The organism is Nitrosomonas supralitoralis (genome assembly GCF_003011925.2).
Classification (GTDB): domain Bacteria; phylum Pseudomonadota; class Gammaproteobacteria; order Burkholderiales; family Nitrosomonadaceae; genus Nitrosomonas; species Nitrosomonas supralitoralis.
Genome location: NZ_PXXU01000063.1, coordinates 1 through 16,810 on the forward strand (window position 1 = coordinate 1; position 16,810 = coordinate 16,810).

The window sequence follows — 16,810 nt, forward strand, 5'->3', positions numbered from 1 at the left end:
GTTCTCATTAATCTGGGCTGTATGGGATTGATCAAAATTTGATCAATCTCGAATTAAAGTAACCCATGGCGTTAGCGAGTGCTGGCGATGGATAAAAAGTTAGTAGGCAATAATTAAAAATAGGTTGCCACAAATAGAATGTGGGGCGCTTAAAGGAGATTGTTGATATCAGGCTTTGATCGGAGTGTTATTTTAACTATCACCAGAATCGGTTAAAAAATCAAAATCTTTTTGATGGGATGATTGATGGGAAATTATATTTGACCTGCTTGAAACCCGCATGAACCCTAGATCCGTGGCGGAGAGAGACTCTGACAAATAAATTATATAATTGATTGATTAATATATATTAATATATTTATTATTACAATAAGTCTTACCTTTCGTCTTCCCTTTAAAAACTCTTGGCTCCCTCATTATCAATGATAAATGAGGATTCGAATCCATCAATTAAAGTATGCGGTAAATAGAATTTGTATATGAAAATTAATTTCATCATACTCAACATAAGAATAAAATTCTTAAAGGCTTTAAAACTAACAAAATCGACTGGTAAGTGCTTCTAAAGGATAGAAGCACCAACCAAGCAATAACCTATTGAATAGCAATTTATTCTTAATGTTTGTGGTTGAGTTTAGAAAAATAATTATGGTCTACATAGACTATATCTTAATCCTCACCAGTTCTATAAATTTGAGAATATTGAATTTCATCATCTTTTCTTGACACTTCTGCAACTTCCTCCCACTCATTTCGAAGATCCTCTAAAATTTTAGAAGGTTCTTTTTTAGAAACCTCTGCTATTAATTCGATATGATGTCGTAATTCTTCGGGCAATTCATCGTAGTCATCTTCACGCATAAAGAATTCATCATCAAATGACAGAACGGCTCTAATGAGACTCATATAGTTGTAACTTTCAATTTCATTCGCCATCTTTAAATATAATGTATCGTAAAAAGTTTATAAATTTAATTGTGTCGCAATAAGTTTCCGAAAAATATATCTCGGATTTTAGTATTATATACTCCCTTAAAGGGAGTATATAAAAAATACCGGACAAAATAGCACCTATCTAGGAGAATACCGTGCTTTTAAGTTAAAATTTACAAAAATACCTGAGGATTTACTTGAGAATGTTGCCTTTTAAAGATACCATTAGGCATTTTGTTAAACCTCGCGGTTTCAATTTCGAAGTCAACGCCTAACGGTGATTTGATGTAGCGAACCGTCTTTCCGAAGAATATTTCATGCAGGGTTCTAAATCCAAGCACTTTGCGTGGTCGATGGTTGAGTCTATCCACCGCCCATTGCACTTGTTCTTGGGTAACCTCAACCAATTCCATCTCCTTGGGGAAATACTGTCGCAGTAGCCCATTGCTATTCACATTCAAGCCACGCTCCCATGAATGGTAGGGATGGGCGAAATAAACATCCGCATCGAGTTCCGCCGCGATGGTTTGATGCTCCGCAAACTCTTTTCCGTTGTCGAATGTCATGGTGTAGCACTTGCCTTTGTGGAGGCGCAGTAGCCGCGTTACTGCCGCCGTCACACCCGACGCATTTTTTCGGGAACTTGGGCTGCCAGAATGTAGTGCGACTTCCATTCAGCCAATGTGACCAATGCGCCTCGGTAGTTTTTGCCGATCACAGTGTCGCCCTCCCAGTCGCCTATGCGACTCTTCTGTTTCACCATCACCGGACGTTCGTCAATGCCAATCCGGTTCTTGATGGTGCCTCGGCGGTCTTGACCACTCGCGTAACGTTTCCTGCGCGGTTTCTGACAGCGCATGTGCCGCCACAGGTCGCCACCACGGCGCTTATCTGCATAAATGTGCAAGTAGATCGATTCATGGCTGATCGGCAACCCGCCTTCCAGAGCAAGCCGCTGTGACGCTTGTTCCGGGCTCATGTCCTGTCGAATCAATCGCTCAACTTCCTTCCACTTCAGCAATGAGTGACGCTGCGCATTGGCGCAATTCTTTCGACGCTCGTCCCGTAATTCCTGAGCCTGCTTGGGATGCCAATTACGTCGACCCTTGTTCCGTCTGAATTCCCGAGAAATCGTCGACTTGTGTACGCCCACTTCATCCGCAATTTGCGATTGGTTTAAACCTGCCTACTTCAGGCCAGAAATCTGATATCGTTGTTCTCTGGTGAGATTGCTTGTAGTAATTCATCTGTGCTCCTTTTACTTGGTCGTTTAAGTAGCTCCGATACTACCGCAGCTTGCCTATAAACTTCTTTACAAAAGTTGCACTTCAAAGTTGAATCCTCCCATTAATAATCCACTGATTAATAACTATTAGTGCAGTTATTGTTTTAATGGATCTTTCTTTTAGTCTATCCCTTAAAAATATCTTGGCTCCCTCATTATCGATGAGAAATGGGGATTCGAATCCATCAATTAAAATATGCGATAAATGGGATTTGTAGATGAACCTTAGCGTTTTTTTGCAAAAAGCCATATTCTTGCTTACCATTCAACTTTAATCTAAGTTGAAGTGGTGCTAAATGTCGAATTGGATCACTATAATGCTGCCTCGCCGAGAGTGTAAGGATAAGATAAAGGAAAAAGAATCATGGGTAGAAGCAAATGTTGACGTTGACGCGTTAAAGAATTATCTAGAGTGCTCTGATGAAGAACTATCTGAGGATGATATAAAAACTTTTGATAATTTAAAAACTTTTTTAACTGACAGAGGTTTAGAAACTGGCGATGTTATAGGAACTCTTATGTCAAGGAGCCAGATCGTCGCCCCTACCTGCAGTGATTGTGGCACAGGCAAATAAAAATCTCACGAATTAAGCGAAAAAAAATGCTTTAAGGTGCAGTATCTCAACCTTACATTCTCCTTAGACTTGTATATCGGTATGACATTAATATTCTCAGGTTATAGATAAAAAAATAATTATCCAATTTTATATCGATGCCAATGGCATAAAAATTCATGCAGAAAAATGTTGTTGTCGTTATCGGGCATTTTTCAAATGCTGAATCACAATGGTAGTGATCAAATCTTCAAAAATTCCCCGGCAGAACCGGGGAATAACCAATCTTAATCCTTCACGAGACAATCATTAAAACTTGCGCTGAAAGTTCCGAGAGGAAAAATCAGAAAATCACACTATATAAGTCAAATTGAATATTTAATATTTTTTAGTGAATCTGGCCAAGGTAACTGATTCGGGTACGGATACTTATTCGGTAAGGGAGTGATAGTAGAAATAGGCGTTTTATTAGGGTTATAACTGCTCTGAGCATCTCCACTTGTCATCTTGGCATTTGGTAATTTTCTTGGTCTACCAGGCTTGTGTTTACTTAATTTAGGCATCGCACCTCTACGAAGCAGCTTCGTTTTTGGGCTAGCTGCTGGTTTAATAAATTGCTCCACTTTGCAGAAATACTCAACATCGTAGCATAACCAAGAAATCCCATTTGCATCGTGAGCGTGAATCTCACCTATCCCCAATCGCCCTAAACGTCTATAATGATCTGCAAGAGCATTAATGTTCATATAGGAGCCTTTTCCGTGCGTTATTTCATTGACCCAATATTCACCGATTGATTGCGCCAAATTGACATTAGCACTGGATTGCCGCTCCGAAGAATAAAACAGTATTACATGAGCGTGTATTCCTTTACTAAGTCCAAATTCTATTTTCTCGATGTAGCCTATGCGGTGCTTGAATAACTTGGGATTATGTCGCATATTCCTATGAAAATGCTTCAGGTCGTTGATGATAGTTTCAATGCTTGTGTATTCAGAATAGCCCAGATCGATCCGTATCACATTAATCGGGGTTCTCGCAGCAAAAAGACTTAAAACATATTTACGAAATTCCTTCGTTCTCTTTTTTGCGGCTTTCCTTGCACAACGTATTTTTTTTCTTGTTGCAGGCTCTTGTAACTTCAAATGCAAATTTTTCACAAAGTCATTGATGAACGCTCGGCTTCGCTCACAATATTCTTTGCCGTATGTTATATAAAAACGATTTGGATCGTTACAGAATGATCTAAATGCTTCATAATCATCAAACCAATAAATACGATCTCTGCAAAGCGCCCTAACGGCTTCCACTTGTACGCTAAAGTTGCTTTCCCTGGGTAGCTGGAAAATATGTAACACTAAATTAGGCAGGGATTTAACAAAAACTCTATGCCAGGAACTCTTCATTTTGTAGTAAGGTATATTCCTTTTTGCGAATTTTCCCGGTTTATCATTATCGGAGTAATTTTTCTTAATAATCTCCAGACATCCTTGCATTGATGGCAATTTTTCCAAATCTTTTTCCACTAATCGCATTCTTGCCGAAAAATCAAATTCGCGATTACCCATTAGTGCTGTATCGGTTTCATCGATAGGAGCTACCAGCCTTATGCAACCGTTCTTCACTATATCTAGATCGCTTAAATCTAATCTATCATTCATTTTATTTCTCTCCATTAATTGGATTTAAGATAGAGCGCTAGGGAAATTACTTAGCTATCATTCAATAGTGTTAATCATTAGAAAAGCTCTATTCGTACAATATGTTTTGAGTCTTATTATCAATAGCAATAGTTAATGACTCTCTTCCTGTGCACTATCAGTTGATTATCCAAATAGTATGGACTATGCATACGATATGACTTATTAATAACTATCTAATAAATAATATATATATGCAATATTCTATTGAACAAGAATTACCCTAGCACTCCGGTATTTACAGTTTTCCATTTCGCTTAAAAACAAGACAAAATAGAAATTAATAACATGTACGTAGTTAAGCTCCTTACGTAACTTTTTTCTTAGCGATTGATGTAATCTCTGCTCGTGCCTGAATACGTGATTCAATCCACAAGTTAATTTCTGAAAGTAGCCAAGCTACTCCACCGCGAATTTCAGACGAAAGCGGGACAGGCGCAGGAAATTTTTCATCGAAATACTTAGATTTTGGATTCAATCGCAAATAAACACTGCTGCGGCTAAGTCCCGTAAGTCGAAGCAGATCCGGTAGCCGTATCAAGGTGTGGTTTTGATGGTTCTCGATCATATTTTTCTCTTCCATAATCGTATGGCCAAGAGCGAATGTTCTTTGAGACGCACCAGCTCTAGTGCCAAAAATTAAATAAATGTTTTGGGTTTTAAATGCTGAACTACTGAATATAGGGCGCAATGTAAATTCTGCCGAATTAGCAGAATGAAAATGCTGAGAATAAGAAGTGACTTCAGAAAAACTTTGGTCACTTTATGCAAAATCACTTTTTACATGAGGTTTGCATCGGTATATGGAATCGCTCAGATTTTTATTATCGAAGCGTTCAGTATGAAACGTTTGGTCGATTTAGATGTGCAAACGTTAAGGAATTACAAATGAGGCACAACGGTTTTAAACTCTAGAACATAAAAAAATTAGTGGATGAATTTAAGAAGAAAAAATTATATGAGAAAAAATCACGGCTTGTCAAGCCTCCCTGTATCAACACAAAATTGAAGCATAAGCAGTTCTATACGTTCCTTCCGCAGTTTCTTTTTAATCTAAATCAAAGTCAATTTCACGCGTCACAGAGAATTATAAAATATGATCTTATTTTCCTTGGAATCTATTATTTCTTGAAGCAAAAGATATTACTTAATAAACAATATCTAGGAAATAACTATGTACATGTTTGCATAAAACTATGTACATCCCACTCTTGCAAAAAAATACGTAAACTATGTACATTTTTCAGTATACGATAAATACAAAAAATGGTTTTAAAGTTGGGTTGGTTTTTGTTTAAATGACTGCTGATGAAATTCCAACATCGGATGCTGTTCATCCGATGTTGCATTAATCACAAATAGTGCTACCTCACTTTTTATTTCTGCGCAGATTCCCCGAACTTGAGTTGCTCCACTTTTTTACCTAGTTTGGCTGCCAATGCCAAATCGCTCCTGTTTTCCGATTTATCCCGATCATCTGCGGGAATGTCGTCAGAATAAAACTCCTCAACCACTGCAACACCTTCCTCCTCGGAATCTTCGAACGCTCCGTTATCAAATCCAAGTTTAGCCGCCTCATCCAATGCAGCTTGATTAAAGCCCGATGATTTTCGTTCATCACTGAGCGTTTTGGCGTTGGCGATGGATTCAACTATCGTCATGCCATTTCTCACAGTCAAATCTACGTAATAAATCGGTGTCCGATGTGATTGAGTAGTCGATTTGCCGCGCAAGCGAAGTTCTAAAGGTAAGGTAGAGAGCAGTTCACCGGATACGGCATGAAGGTACTTCAACCTTGTTGATAGCGTCCTGATACTGTTAAATCCAGTAGTACGAAATACAAAACTTCCCAATTCATCCTCATTCTCGATAATAACGTTCAATCGACCATACGGTTTGCAGTGACCTTCTTTGGCAAGCTCACACGATTCTGGAGCGGGACAGGGGAATGATTGAATACCAGTTTTAGTTGCACGTCGGCAAGTTTCACCATTTCCAACACAAACAGGTCTCCCGGTTTGTCGGTCAAATAAACTGTAGTTTGAGCGCAAGTTGAGATCCGGATCGTCAAAGAGCAGTCTGACCGGAATGCTGCGTAGCTTGTTGCCATGCTCTTTTCGCAGTTTCTCATTGAGAGGATGATTGATCCAGCCATCCTTGTTTTGTATCTGGCTGGTAATAGTGAATTCATCGTCTTTTTCAGGAAGCCGTTTACCGTTCTTCTCTACAATCTTACCAATGGTAATCCGACCAATGACCGGTGGAGTTAAAGCCAATCCTTTAAGCATGATAATTCCTTTATATTTTTAGATTTAGATGTAATTGGATAGTGGGAAATGTAAGCTATGCCCCGGCGTTGACCAGGAAACGTCGTGAACCGGGCTTGATCAGGCAATAACGTTGCAGCAATTCAGGTTGATCTTTTAGCAATCGCTCAACATCCAGTTCCGTTTTGTCTTTGCTGCGCTTCCAACTTACTTCACCCATCTCAAATACTGCTTTGGTTGCATCTGCCAGGCGTTGCTGGATACGCTGCTTCAATTGGGATTCGAATTGGCTTTGACTGGCTAATGATTGACGAACTGACAGCAAATCGGAAAATGCCTGCGACATCTCCGAATCGTGGCGCAAATTCAGCACTTTCCCGTTATCTTGCGGATATAGGCAGCGTAATGCCCTGTCAGCAGAATCCGAGCCATCGGCAGGCGGTGTCTGATCAAGCTGTACATATCGCCAGAATTCTCGTTCCAGTTCTATTAAACGTTCAATCATTACCTCATCCCGCTCAATTCGATGTACCTGCAGCTCCTGACCACAAATCAGCACGGCTACATCTGCTGCCTGCTTGCCCGTCACCGCTAACTGGTGCATGACTTGAAGCTGGACATATTCCGGAATACCTTCTTTCCAGAGTCGTGCACCATTGATGCCAGCGGTTTTACATTCCAGTATTTGCACATCAGACACACCCATTACTTCCCGATCGATATTTGCCAGCATCCAGGGCTCGAACGGATGCTGCAATACCGCATTGATACGCCTGACCCTGTTTCCGGTACGTCGGGTGTAATTGGCTGCTACGAAGGGCTCTAATAGAATGCCCCAGTACATCGGACTGGATTCATCATTGGGATCTGTTTTGGGTAAATTGCCATCACGGCCAGTTTTTTCCAGCCAGAGTTCAAGCTGAGATTTGTAAGGATTAAGACCAACAGCCGCAGCAGCGTCAGAACTGCCGATGCCGCTTTTACGCACTGTTAACCATTGCTCTCGGTTAATGTCAGTGGTTTTGATGAGTTTTAATGGGGGTTGAAGCTTGCTACGCTTTTCTGTGGTGAGAGAATTGTTCATGATTTTACCTGTCGATTCGTTAATATTTGCGTTCTAAATAAAAAAACCCAGCCAATGCAATATTGGATGGGTTTATGAAGTGGTTGGCTGGATGGAACTAGCAGATAACGCGCTCAGGCAACCAGCTGCAGAGCATGATCAAGCGCACGTTGTTTTAGATTAGCTCCTTGACCAAACCATGCGCTATCGAGTCTGTGCCCCTGACTTCGGGCTCTTCTTTCATGATCTACAAACTCGGTAACAGCACAAAGCAATCCCCAGGCTGTACCATTGGCAGCTGATAATTGCGCACCTCTGCCGTGTCCGTCATAAAGCGATTGAACACTTTTCAATGCCCGTTCATTTTTAAGTTTTGAGGTTTGATCATCCTGATTGTCGGTTTGACACATGACTTTCAAGAAATAATTCAGTGATTCATGTGTTTTGACTTTGCGTTCCGACAAGGTTTTCATGCGATACATAAAGCTATCCCATTGAGATACAGCGATACCCAGCTGCCTTTTAACGGCTTGTGCATCAAAACTGGTGCTGTGCGGCACTTTGATGGCACTGCTGGCACCATTTAAAGCAACGGATAAGGTGTTATTGCATACTACTCGGATTGTGGTCGGTGTCGCAGTAGTAGCGAGTGTTCCATCGCAGGATGTGGCAAGCAGGATATAGCCGTTGATGACATCATCCCCTTTGAGTTTTGTTTCTTTGCCAGTTCTGGCTAACGCCCAGAATTTCTTACCTTCTTTAAGAACACCTGCTGTTTCAAGCTCAAAACCGGATACTTCTGTGAGATCACGATAAAATTCCAGGATGGTCATGGGCTGTACCACTTGATAGCGTCCGCTAACTACGGATAACGGAGCTTTCGTGTCGCTGCGATACAGCACCTTTTGCTCGTCAAACGATCTGAGCGAACCCAATGAACCAATTTGCTCGGTCATAAAGCGCACGGGCGCTTCACAGATACTCCAATCCATACCGGCTTTCTCTGCCCAGACTTCAATCGGTTGCTTGGCAGGCAACTGATTGCCCAGTTGGTGCCAGGGTGTTGTGCCTGTATAGGCCATATTTTGAACAAGGTGCGACATAGTGTTTTCCTTTTGAGTTAATGTAAGAAACCACGTGAATAACCTGCTGCGCATGAATGAGCGACAGGCCGATTCGAGTGGGGATGTTATAAAAGATAGAAAAAGTAAATAAAATAGATGCGTTTGATAGCGATGCTTCAGATTGCACTGAAAACATACTCGCAGTTCAGACATAAGTAGTTGTCCAGTACCCGGTAATCCAGCATTTCTCCAATCTTGGCACCTGCAATACCGCCAGATGCACCGCCAATCAAGGCACCGAAAACTGCACCGGCCAGAACGCCAAGAAAAGTACCTGCGGGGCCAGCCACAGCACCAACTGCACCGCCAATACGAACGCCGTTAATGACATTGGCAGCACCACTCGCACCGCCTGCTACTGTGCCAATGACACAGCAGATCCGCTTGGCCAGGTTACGGGTTATGATCAAGGTGGAGCGGCATTTGGGACATTGAATAGTCATTGAAAACTCCTTACAAAATATAAACAAACATGTTTGAAATACTCAACATGAATAATTGATACAGAAGCAAATTTAATTGTTAGAGTCAGGCATATATCTCTCTATCACACCAATCCAATATATGAATTAGCCTGATAGAGAATTAGTAGAGAAAAATTTGAAGACAAAACATGAAACCAATGGAAGTATTGGTTAAGAAGCAGAAAACAAAGCGTGATAGCGTTAATTGATACTGGAAATTGTGCGATCAAGCCGCAAAAGATTAACTTTTACTTAATGCCACATAAAGTATGTGTGATTGAAATTATTTAATAAGGGATTTGTTTGCATACACCGATTTTTATTCGTCTATTCGAAACAAATTAGTGATTTAAGAGAGGATAAGACTAGAGTTATGCTGATTTTTTTGCCTGACAATCTAATACTTTGTATTATATTGCACTGCAATATGTATGATGTTTCTTTGTCTTTTTGAATTGAAATGCATGACGAAAAATACAAATACTTATTCGTTGTAGAATCACCAATAAAAACCAATAATAAGGATATATGAATCATCAATCCCTTTCCGCCTTCATATGGTCGGTGGCTGATCTTTTACGTGGTGATTACAAGCAATCGGAATATGGCAAAGTAATTCTGCCATTTACGGTGCTGCGCCGATTGGATTGTGTACTGGAATCAACCAAAGAAGCTGTTTTGGTTGAACAAGCCAGCAAACAGAAAGCCGATGTAAATCCAGAGCCGTTTTTACTGCGAAAAGCAGGCCAGAGTTTCTATAATACTTCACCGCTTGATATGAAGAAGTTGATGGGTGATCAGGATCACATAAATGAAAATCTGTATGCCTATATTCAAGGTTTTTCGATTGCAGTAAGGGATATTTTTGAGCGCTTTGATTTTTACACTCAGATCGAGCGCCTTGCTAAATCCGGATTGCTTTATCAAGTCGCCGAGCGTTTTGCGAATGTTGATCTGCACCCGGATAAAGTCAGCAACAACCAAATGGGGCTGGTATTTGAAGAATTGATCCGCAAGTTTGCTGAAATTTCCAATGAAACCGCTGGGGAACATTTTACTCCCCGTGAAGTGATCAAGCTGATGGTCAATCTGCTGTTTATCGAAGATGACGATGTATTAGCCAAACCAGGAGTGGTGCGAACCATATACGATCCTACAGCTGGTACAGGGGGCATGTTGTCTGAGGCAGGTGAATATCTGCATGATCACAATCCAAAAGCACGTTTAACCATGTCAGGTCAGGAACTAAACCCTGAATCGTACGCAATTTGTAAGGCCGATATGTTGATCAAAGGACAGGATGTTGCCAATATTGTTTTTGGTAATACTTTTTCTGATGATGGTCACTTACACAAGAAATTCGACTACATGCTATCTAATCCCCCATTTGGTGTGGAGTGGAAGAAAGTTGAAAAGGAAGTTCGTAAGGAACATGAAACGCAAGGCTTCAACGGTCGCTTTGGCCCTGGCCTGCCTCGTGTGTCCGATGGTTCATTACTATTCCTGTTACATCTGATCAGCAAGATGCGTCCCGCAGTGGATGGCGGCAGCCGTTTTGGCATCGTATTGAACGGTTCGCCACTTTTTACCGGTGCAGCAGGCTCGGGAGAGAGTGAAATCCGTCGATATGTGCTGGAAAATGATCTGGTAGAAGCCGTCATCGGTTTGCCTACCGATATGTTCTACAACACTGGCATTTCTACTTATGTATGGATTCTTTCCAATCGCAAACCGGAGCATCGTAAGGGATTGGTGCAATTAATTGACGCTTCAGGCTTCTGGCAGAAGATGCGAAAAAGCTTGGGGTCTAAACGCAAAGAGCTCTCAGAGGAACATATTACTGAGATCACTCGCTTGTTTGGACAATTCATCGAAGCCAGTGAAGGCAAGAAACCAATTTCCAGGATTTTTAAGAATACAGATTTTGGCTATCGCACCATTACCATTGAAAGGCCATTACGCGATGAGCATGGGCAGATAGTTTTAGCAACCAAAGGAAAGCAGAAAGGCAAGCCGCAACCGGATAGCAGTCTACGTGATACTGAAAATGTGCCGCTGCATGAAGATATTAAGGAATATTTCAAGCGAGAAGTATTACCGCATGTTCCCGATGCATGGGTTGATCATGACAAAACTAAGATTGGTTATGAAATACCCTTCAACAGGCATTTCTATGTGTTTGAGCCGCCACGGTCGCTGGCAGAGATTGATGCGGATTTGAAACAATGCACTGATCGTATTCTGGCCATGATTAAAGGATTGTCAGCATGAGTTTTCCGCGCTATGAAAGGTATAAGGATAGTGGTGTGGAATGGTTGGGAGAGGTGCCTGAGCATTGGAAAATTAGAAGAATCCGTTGGCTATGCGAGATAAAGAAACGTATTGCAGGTGAACTGGGTCATGATGTTTTGTCGATCACACAGGATGGTATCAAAGTTAAAGATTTGGAAAGCAATGATGGTCAGTTATCGATGGATTACTCCAAATACCAATTTGTCGAAGTTGGTGATTTTGCAATGAATCATATGGATTTGTTGACGGGATATGTCGATTTGTCACAGATGCATGGAGTCACAAGTCCAGACTATCGCGTATTCTCAATACGAAATCCAGCCATCAGTAAGAGCAAGTATTTGCTATATTTGTTTCAAATGGGTTACAAGAACAAAATCTTCTTTGCATACGGACAAGGAAGTTCGCAATTGGGAAGATGGCGGCTGCCAACTGAACAATTTAAAGATTTACCTTTTCCACTTCCTCCAACGACTGAACAACAATCCATTGCTAGCTTTCTCGATCGCGAGACCGTCAAAATTGATGAACTGATAGACGAACAGCAACTGCTCATCGAATTACTGAAAGAAAAACGACAGGCAGTTATTTCTCATGCTGTTACCAAGGGATTGAATCCTGATGTGACGATGAAGGATTCTGGGGTTGAGTGGTTGGGCGATGTACCGGAGCATTGGATAGTAGGTGCAGTTAAGCATTTTTTTACGATTCGAGACAGTCAGCGAATACCATTGAGTTCGGAAGAGCGTAGCTACAGACAAGGAGATTTTCCTTATTATGGAGCTTCAGGAATTATAGATTCGATTGATGAATATATCTTTAATGAAACTTTAATATTGGTTTCTGAAGATGGTGCCAATCTCGTAAATCGAGCAACACCGATTGCATTCGTTGCACGTGGTCGGTTTTGGGTAAATAACCATGCGCATATCTTAAGACCAGTAGACGAATTTTTTGATTATTGGGCACAAAGAATTGAGGTTATTGATCTGATTCCATTTATTACTGGTTCAGCGCAACCAAAACTTACAATTGAAGCTTTAACCAATTTGATAATTTCAGTTCCACCGACTAAAGATGAGCGCGCACATATAGAGCAATTTATTGTTCAGCATGATAAACAGACTGACAACTTAATTACAGAAGCTCAAGACACCATAGTCTTATTACAAGAACGCCGCACCGCCATAATTTCTGCCGCTGTCACCGGCAAGATCGATGTACGTAAGGATTTAATAATAAAAAGAAGGAGCCTGCGTGAGTAAATTTAAAGGCACATTCAAAGAGTTACAAAGCTTAGTTGATAAAACAAGGATTGGTGGTGAATGGAAAGACTTAGGCAATCAAAAACAATTCAAAACAAATTGTGATGCTGTTTTAAATTGGTGGGAATCTAGTAAAACTATTCAATTCCAAGGAGACAAAGTGGCCGCGCTTCTATTTGAGAAGTCATTTACGGCTTCTAAATCAGTTGATTCAGAAGGATATCCAGATACTTCAAACGCCAAAATACAGCCATTAGATAAGAAAATATTTGTTGTCCATGGTCATGATACTGCTGCTCTTGAACAACTTGAATTGGTATTAAGGCGACTTGGCCTGGCACCCTATATTTTACAAAATAATGATGGCCATACTCGCACTTTGATTGAAGCCTTGGAGCAGCAAATTTACGATCGATCGGCTTTTGGGATTATTCTAATGACACCCGATGATTACGGATATCCAAAGACAAAGACGGAAAATGATCGCCAACCTCGGGCAAGACAGAATGTGATCTTAGAAATGGGGATGGTAATGGCGTCACTGGGACGAGATAGAATAGTTATATTAAAAAAAGGTAATTTAGAAATGCCTTCTGATGTTAATGGGATTATCTATCTTGAGTTTAATGAACATGTTAAAGAAGTAGTGGGAAAACTTGCACAACGTATACAAAGTTCAGGAATAGAAATAGAAGATAATCTTATTGTAACTGCTGCGACATGAGTAACTTGTACAAGGAAATTAACCTTGAAACAGAAATTTGTTACTACTTGGTTGCTCACGGCTGGCTTTATGCAGAAAACGATGCACAAGGTTATGACCGGGCACGGGCACTTTTCTCAACCGATCTAGTGGAATGGATTAAAATCACTCAACCTAAGTCATGGGAAGCGTTGCAGAAGAATCATGGCACACAGGTAACTGATGTTTTGCTGGGTCGATTACGTGATTCCATCGATCAACGCGGCACATTAGATGTACTGCGTCGTGGCATCGAAATGATCGGGCTACGCCAATCTTTGGAACTCGCGCAATTTAAACCTGCTTCAGCAATAAATCCAGGAATTCTTGATCGCTACGCCGCTAATCGGCTGCGTGTGATACGCCAAATACGCTATTCACTTCATAACGAAAACTCCATTGATTTGGTGTTTTTCCTTAATGGCATCCCAGTAGCCACTGCTGAAATTAAAAGTGATTTTACCCAATCTATCGATGATGCCGTCGATCAATACCGCTTTGATCGTTCGCCTCGTCCTAAAGGCCACAGCAGCGGTGAGCCGTTGCTAACTTTTCCTAATGGTGCATTGGTTCATTTTGCTGTCAGCAATATGGAAGCGCGAATGTGTACCAAGCTGGAAGGTGCAAAAACAAATTTCTTGCCTTTCAATCGTGGTGATCATGGTGCAGCTGGTAATCCACCCAATGAAAAAAGTGGCCACCGTACCGCTTATTTGTGGGAAACCGTTTGGGAGCGTGATAGTTGGCTAGAGATTCTAGGCCGTTATTTGGTTACTGAGAAAGATGATAAAAAGCAGATCAAGAGCGTCATTTTCCCGCGCTATCATCAGCTAGATTCTACCCGTAAACTACTGACCGCCGTATTGGCTGACGGCCCAGGCGGCAAATACCTGATTCAGCACTCAGCGGGCTCTGGAAAAACCAATTCAATTGCCTGGTCAGCACACTTTCTGGCTGACTTGCATAATAGTAACCACGAAAAAATGTTTGATACCGTATTAGTGGTATCTGATAGAGAGGTATTGGATAGTCAATTGCAGGATGCTATTTTTGATTTTCAGCGTACAGCCGGTGTCGTGGCCACCATCAAAGGAGAGAGCGCCAGTAAGAGTGCAGAGTTAGCAGCCGCTCTGGCCGGTGGTAAAAAGATTGTGGTTTGCACAATTCAAACCTTTCCCTTTGCACTGAAAGCAGTAGAGGAACTTGCAGCCACGCAAGGCAAGCGTTTCGCCGTGATTGCTGATGAAGCACATTCTTCACAAACTGGTGAAGCAGCCGCCAAGCTTAAAGCCGTTTTGTCAGCTGAGGAATTGCAGGAATTAAATGATGGAGGAGAAATCAGCACTGAAGATCTGCTGGCCGCCCAAATGACTGCTCGTGCAGCCGATAGTGGCATCAGTTATGTCGCTTTTACTGCTACTCCCAAGGCTAAGACTCTGGAGCTGTTTGGCCGTCGCCCTAATCTAGATTTGCCTGCAAGCGCGAACAATTTGCCTGCACCGTTTCACGTTTACTCGATGCGCCAGGCAATTGAAGAAGGTTTTATTCTTGATGTGTTGCAAAACTACACGCCCTATAAGCTGGCATTTAAACTAGCTCATAACGGTCAAGAATTGGATGAAAAAGAAGTGGAGCGCAGCGAAGCACTTAAAGGCATCATGCGCTGGGTTAAATTACATCCTTACAATATAAGCCAAAAAGTACAAATAGTGGTGGAGCATTTCTGTGACAACGTGGCGCCGCTGTTAAATGGGCAAGGAAAAGCAATGGTGGTTGTATCCAGTCGTCTTGAAGCTGTTCGCTGGCAGCTTGCCATTAATAAGTACATTAAGAGCCAAGGTTATAAGATCAGCACTTTGGTGGCTTTTTCGGGTGAAGTTAATGATTCACAATCTGGCCCTGAGCCTTTCAGCGAGACCAACCAAACCTTGAATCCTAATCTAATGAGGCGTGAGATACGGGATGCTTTTGGCACAGATGAATTTCAAATCCTGTTAGTTGCCAATAAATTTCAGACGGGATTTGACCAACCGCTGTTATGCGGTATGTATGTCGACAAACGCTTGGCAGGTATTGCAGCGGTACAGACATTATCAAGATTAAACCGCGCTTATCCCAACAAAGATACCACCTATGTTATTGATTTCGTCAACGATCCTGAAGAGATCCTTAAAGCATTCAAAGCCTATTATGACACCGCCGAATTGTCAGGCGTCACAGATCCGCATCTAGTCTATGATCTGCGCATGAAGCTGGATGCAGCGGGCTATTATGATGAATTCGAAGTAAACCGTGTGGTTGAAGTTGAGTTTAATCCAAATGCCAAGCAAAGCGATCTGATTGGTGCTCTGGAACCGGTGGTATCAAGGCTATTGAACAGATATAAGGCTGCCCAAGAAAAACGTCAGATTAGCAAAGCCATAAATAATTCCAGAGAAGCTGAAGAAGCCCAGAATGATTTGAATGCACTGGTTTTATTCAAACACGACATGGCCGCATTTCAAAGAATGTATGCATTTCTATCGCAGATTTTTGACTATGGAAATACAGCCATTGAAAAACGCTTTATCTTTTATAAACGGTTGCTTCCTCTGTTAGAGTTTGGCCGGGAGCGTATCAATCTTAATCTCTCAAAAGTTATTCTGACTCATCATAATCTCAAGAATCAAGGTAAGCAACCTATTCAGCTTGGAGGTAACGAGGCTACTAAATTAAAGCCCCTAACAGAATCAGGTAGCGGTTCTTTGCATGAGAAAGAAAAATCTTTTCTCAATGAAATCATTGCCAAAGTGAATGATTTATTTGAGGGTGATATTACAGAAGCTGATCGGCTTGTTTATGTTAACAATGTGATTATAGGAAAACTGCTTGAATCAGAAATACTTATCCAGCAGGCATCTAACAATACCAAAGAGCAATTCTCAAATTCGCCAGATTTATCTAAAGAAATTCTGAATGCCATCATGGATGCTTTTGCAGCGCATAGCACGATGAGCAAACAAGCATTGGATTCAGCAAAAGTCAGAAATGGAATGCAGGAAATACTACTTGGACCGGCTCAGCTTTATGAGAAATTGCGGGAGAGATCTAATTTGCCGCTGTGAATTTATTTAATATTCTT

12 protein-coding genes and 1 pseudogene are annotated in these 16,810 nt (G+C 41.3%); 5 read left to right on the top strand and 8 right to left on the bottom strand.

The window, feature by feature from the left end:
• Positions 1-669: 669 nt before the first annotated feature.
• Both C7H79_RS14740 and C7H79_RS19525 read right to left on the bottom strand, forming a co-directional pair.
• Positions 670-936 carry a hypothetical protein gene (locus C7H79_RS14740; protein WP_147383627.1) on the bottom strand — a complete coding sequence of 89 codons (267 nt, stop codon included), beginning with the start codon at positions 934-936 and terminating at the stop codon, positions 670-672.
• A 263-nt stretch (positions 937-1,199) separates the two neighbouring features.
• Positions 1,200-2,180, bottom strand: a pseudogene (locus C7H79_RS19525) (IS30 family transposase); the annotation flags it as partial.
• 355 nt (positions 2,181-2,535) lie between these two features.
• Between C7H79_RS19525 and C7H79_RS14755 the strand changes: the two are divergent.
• Complete coding sequence (locus tag C7H79_RS14755) at positions 2,536-2,793, top strand: hypothetical protein (protein ID WP_106708045.1); 258 nt, start codon at positions 2,536-2,538, stop codon at positions 2,791-2,793.
• Positions 2,794-3,137: 344 nt separating this feature from the next.
• Here C7H79_RS14755 and C7H79_RS14760 read toward each other — a convergent pair whose 3' ends face one another.
• The 6 genes from C7H79_RS14760 to C7H79_RS14785 form a co-directional block, all read right to left on the bottom strand.
• A complete protein-coding gene (locus C7H79_RS14760) occupies positions 3,138-4,433 on the bottom strand; it encodes a YagK/YfjJ domain-containing protein (protein ID WP_172592458.1) in 1,296 nt (431 codons plus the stop codon).
• 346 nt (positions 4,434-4,779) lie between these two features.
• Positions 4,780-5,040 carry a helix-turn-helix transcriptional regulator gene (locus C7H79_RS14765; protein WP_106708047.1) on the bottom strand — a complete coding sequence of 87 codons (261 nt, stop codon included), beginning with the start codon at positions 5,038-5,040 and terminating at the stop codon, positions 4,780-4,782.
• 808 nt (positions 5,041-5,848) lie between these two features.
• Positions 5,849-6,760 (bottom strand): recombination directionality factor, encoded by a 912-nt coding sequence (locus tag C7H79_RS14770; protein WP_106708048.1) that lies wholly within the window; start codon positions 6,758-6,760, stop codon positions 5,849-5,851.
• Positions 6,761-6,815: 55 nt separating this feature from the next.
• Entirely contained in the window at positions 6,816-7,823 is a 1,008-nt protein-coding gene (locus C7H79_RS14775) for a YqaJ viral recombinase family nuclease (RefSeq protein ID WP_106708049.1), read from the bottom strand.
• 113 nt (positions 7,824-7,936) lie between these two features.
• A complete protein-coding gene (locus C7H79_RS14780) occupies positions 7,937-8,905 on the bottom strand; it encodes a DUF932 domain-containing protein (protein ID WP_106708050.1) in 969 nt (322 codons plus the stop codon).
• 137 nt (positions 8,906-9,042) lie between these two features.
• Positions 9,043-9,369 (bottom strand): hypothetical protein, encoded by a 327-nt coding sequence (locus tag C7H79_RS14785; protein ID WP_106708051.1) that lies wholly within the window; start codon positions 9,367-9,369, stop codon positions 9,043-9,045.
• A gap of 549 nt (positions 9,370-9,918) precedes the next feature.
• On the opposite strand from C7H79_RS14785, the gene C7H79_RS14790 reads away from it, so the two are divergent.
• From C7H79_RS14790 to C7H79_RS14805, 4 genes are read left to right on the top strand one after another with little or no spacing between them, the layout of a single operon-like run.
• Complete coding sequence (locus C7H79_RS14790; RefSeq protein ID WP_106708052.1) at positions 9,919-11,661, top strand: type I restriction-modification system subunit M; 1,743 nt, start codon at positions 9,919-9,921, stop codon at positions 11,659-11,661.
• Positions 11,658-12,947 (top strand): restriction endonuclease subunit S, encoded by a 1,290-nt coding sequence (locus tag C7H79_RS14795; protein ID WP_106708053.1) that lies wholly within the window; start codon positions 11,658-11,660, stop codon positions 12,945-12,947. The genes C7H79_RS14790 and C7H79_RS14795 overlap by 4 nt, the downstream gene beginning before the upstream one ends.
• Positions 12,940-13,671, top strand: a complete 732-nt coding sequence (locus C7H79_RS14800; protein WP_106708054.1) for a TIR domain-containing protein — start codon at positions 12,940-12,942, stop codon at positions 13,669-13,671. The genes C7H79_RS14795 and C7H79_RS14800 overlap by 8 nt, the downstream gene beginning before the upstream one ends.
• The gene (locus C7H79_RS14805) at positions 13,668-16,793 is read left to right on the top strand and encodes a type I restriction endonuclease subunit R (RefSeq protein WP_106708055.1); all 3,126 of its coding nucleotides are present in this window, start codon (positions 13,668-13,670) and stop codon (positions 16,791-16,793) included. The genes C7H79_RS14800 and C7H79_RS14805 overlap by 4 nt, the downstream gene beginning before the upstream one ends.
• Positions 16,794-16,810 lie beyond the last annotated feature (17 nt).

Coding starts and splice junctions, on each gene's coding strand:
- C7H79_RS14790 (WP_106708052.1), top strand. CDS start 9,919: ATGAATCATCAATCCCTTTCCGCCTTCATATGGTCGGTGGCTGATCTT.
- C7H79_RS14785 (WP_106708051.1), bottom strand. CDS start 9,369: ATGACTATTCAATGTCCCAAATGCCGCTCCACCTTGATCATAACCCGT.
- C7H79_RS14760 (WP_172592458.1), bottom strand. CDS start 4,433: ATGAATGATAGATTAGATTTAAGCGATCTAGATATAGTGAAGAACGGT.
- C7H79_RS14765 (WP_106708047.1), bottom strand. CDS start 5,040: ATGATCGAGAACCATCAAAACCACACCTTGATACGGCTACCGGATCTG.
- C7H79_RS14780 (WP_106708050.1), bottom strand. CDS start 8,905: ATGTCGCACCTTGTTCAAAATATGGCCTATACAGGCACAACACCCTGG.
- C7H79_RS14775 (WP_106708049.1), bottom strand. CDS start 7,823: ATGAACAATTCTCTCACCACAGAAAAGCGTAGCAAGCTTCAACCCCCA.
- C7H79_RS14740 (WP_147383627.1), bottom strand. CDS start 936: ATGGCGAATGAAATTGAAAGTTACAACTATATGAGTCTCATTAGAGCC.
- C7H79_RS14755 (WP_106708045.1), top strand. CDS start 2,536: ATGCTGCCTCGCCGAGAGTGTAAGGATAAGATAAAGGAAAAAGAATCA.
- C7H79_RS14805 (WP_106708055.1), top strand. CDS start 13,668: ATGAGTAACTTGTACAAGGAAATTAACCTTGAAACAGAAATTTGTTAC.
- C7H79_RS14795 (WP_106708053.1), top strand. CDS start 11,658: ATGAGTTTTCCGCGCTATGAAAGGTATAAGGATAGTGGTGTGGAATGG.
- C7H79_RS14770 (WP_106708048.1), bottom strand. CDS start 6,760: ATGCTTAAAGGATTGGCTTTAACTCCACCGGTCATTGGTCGGATTACC.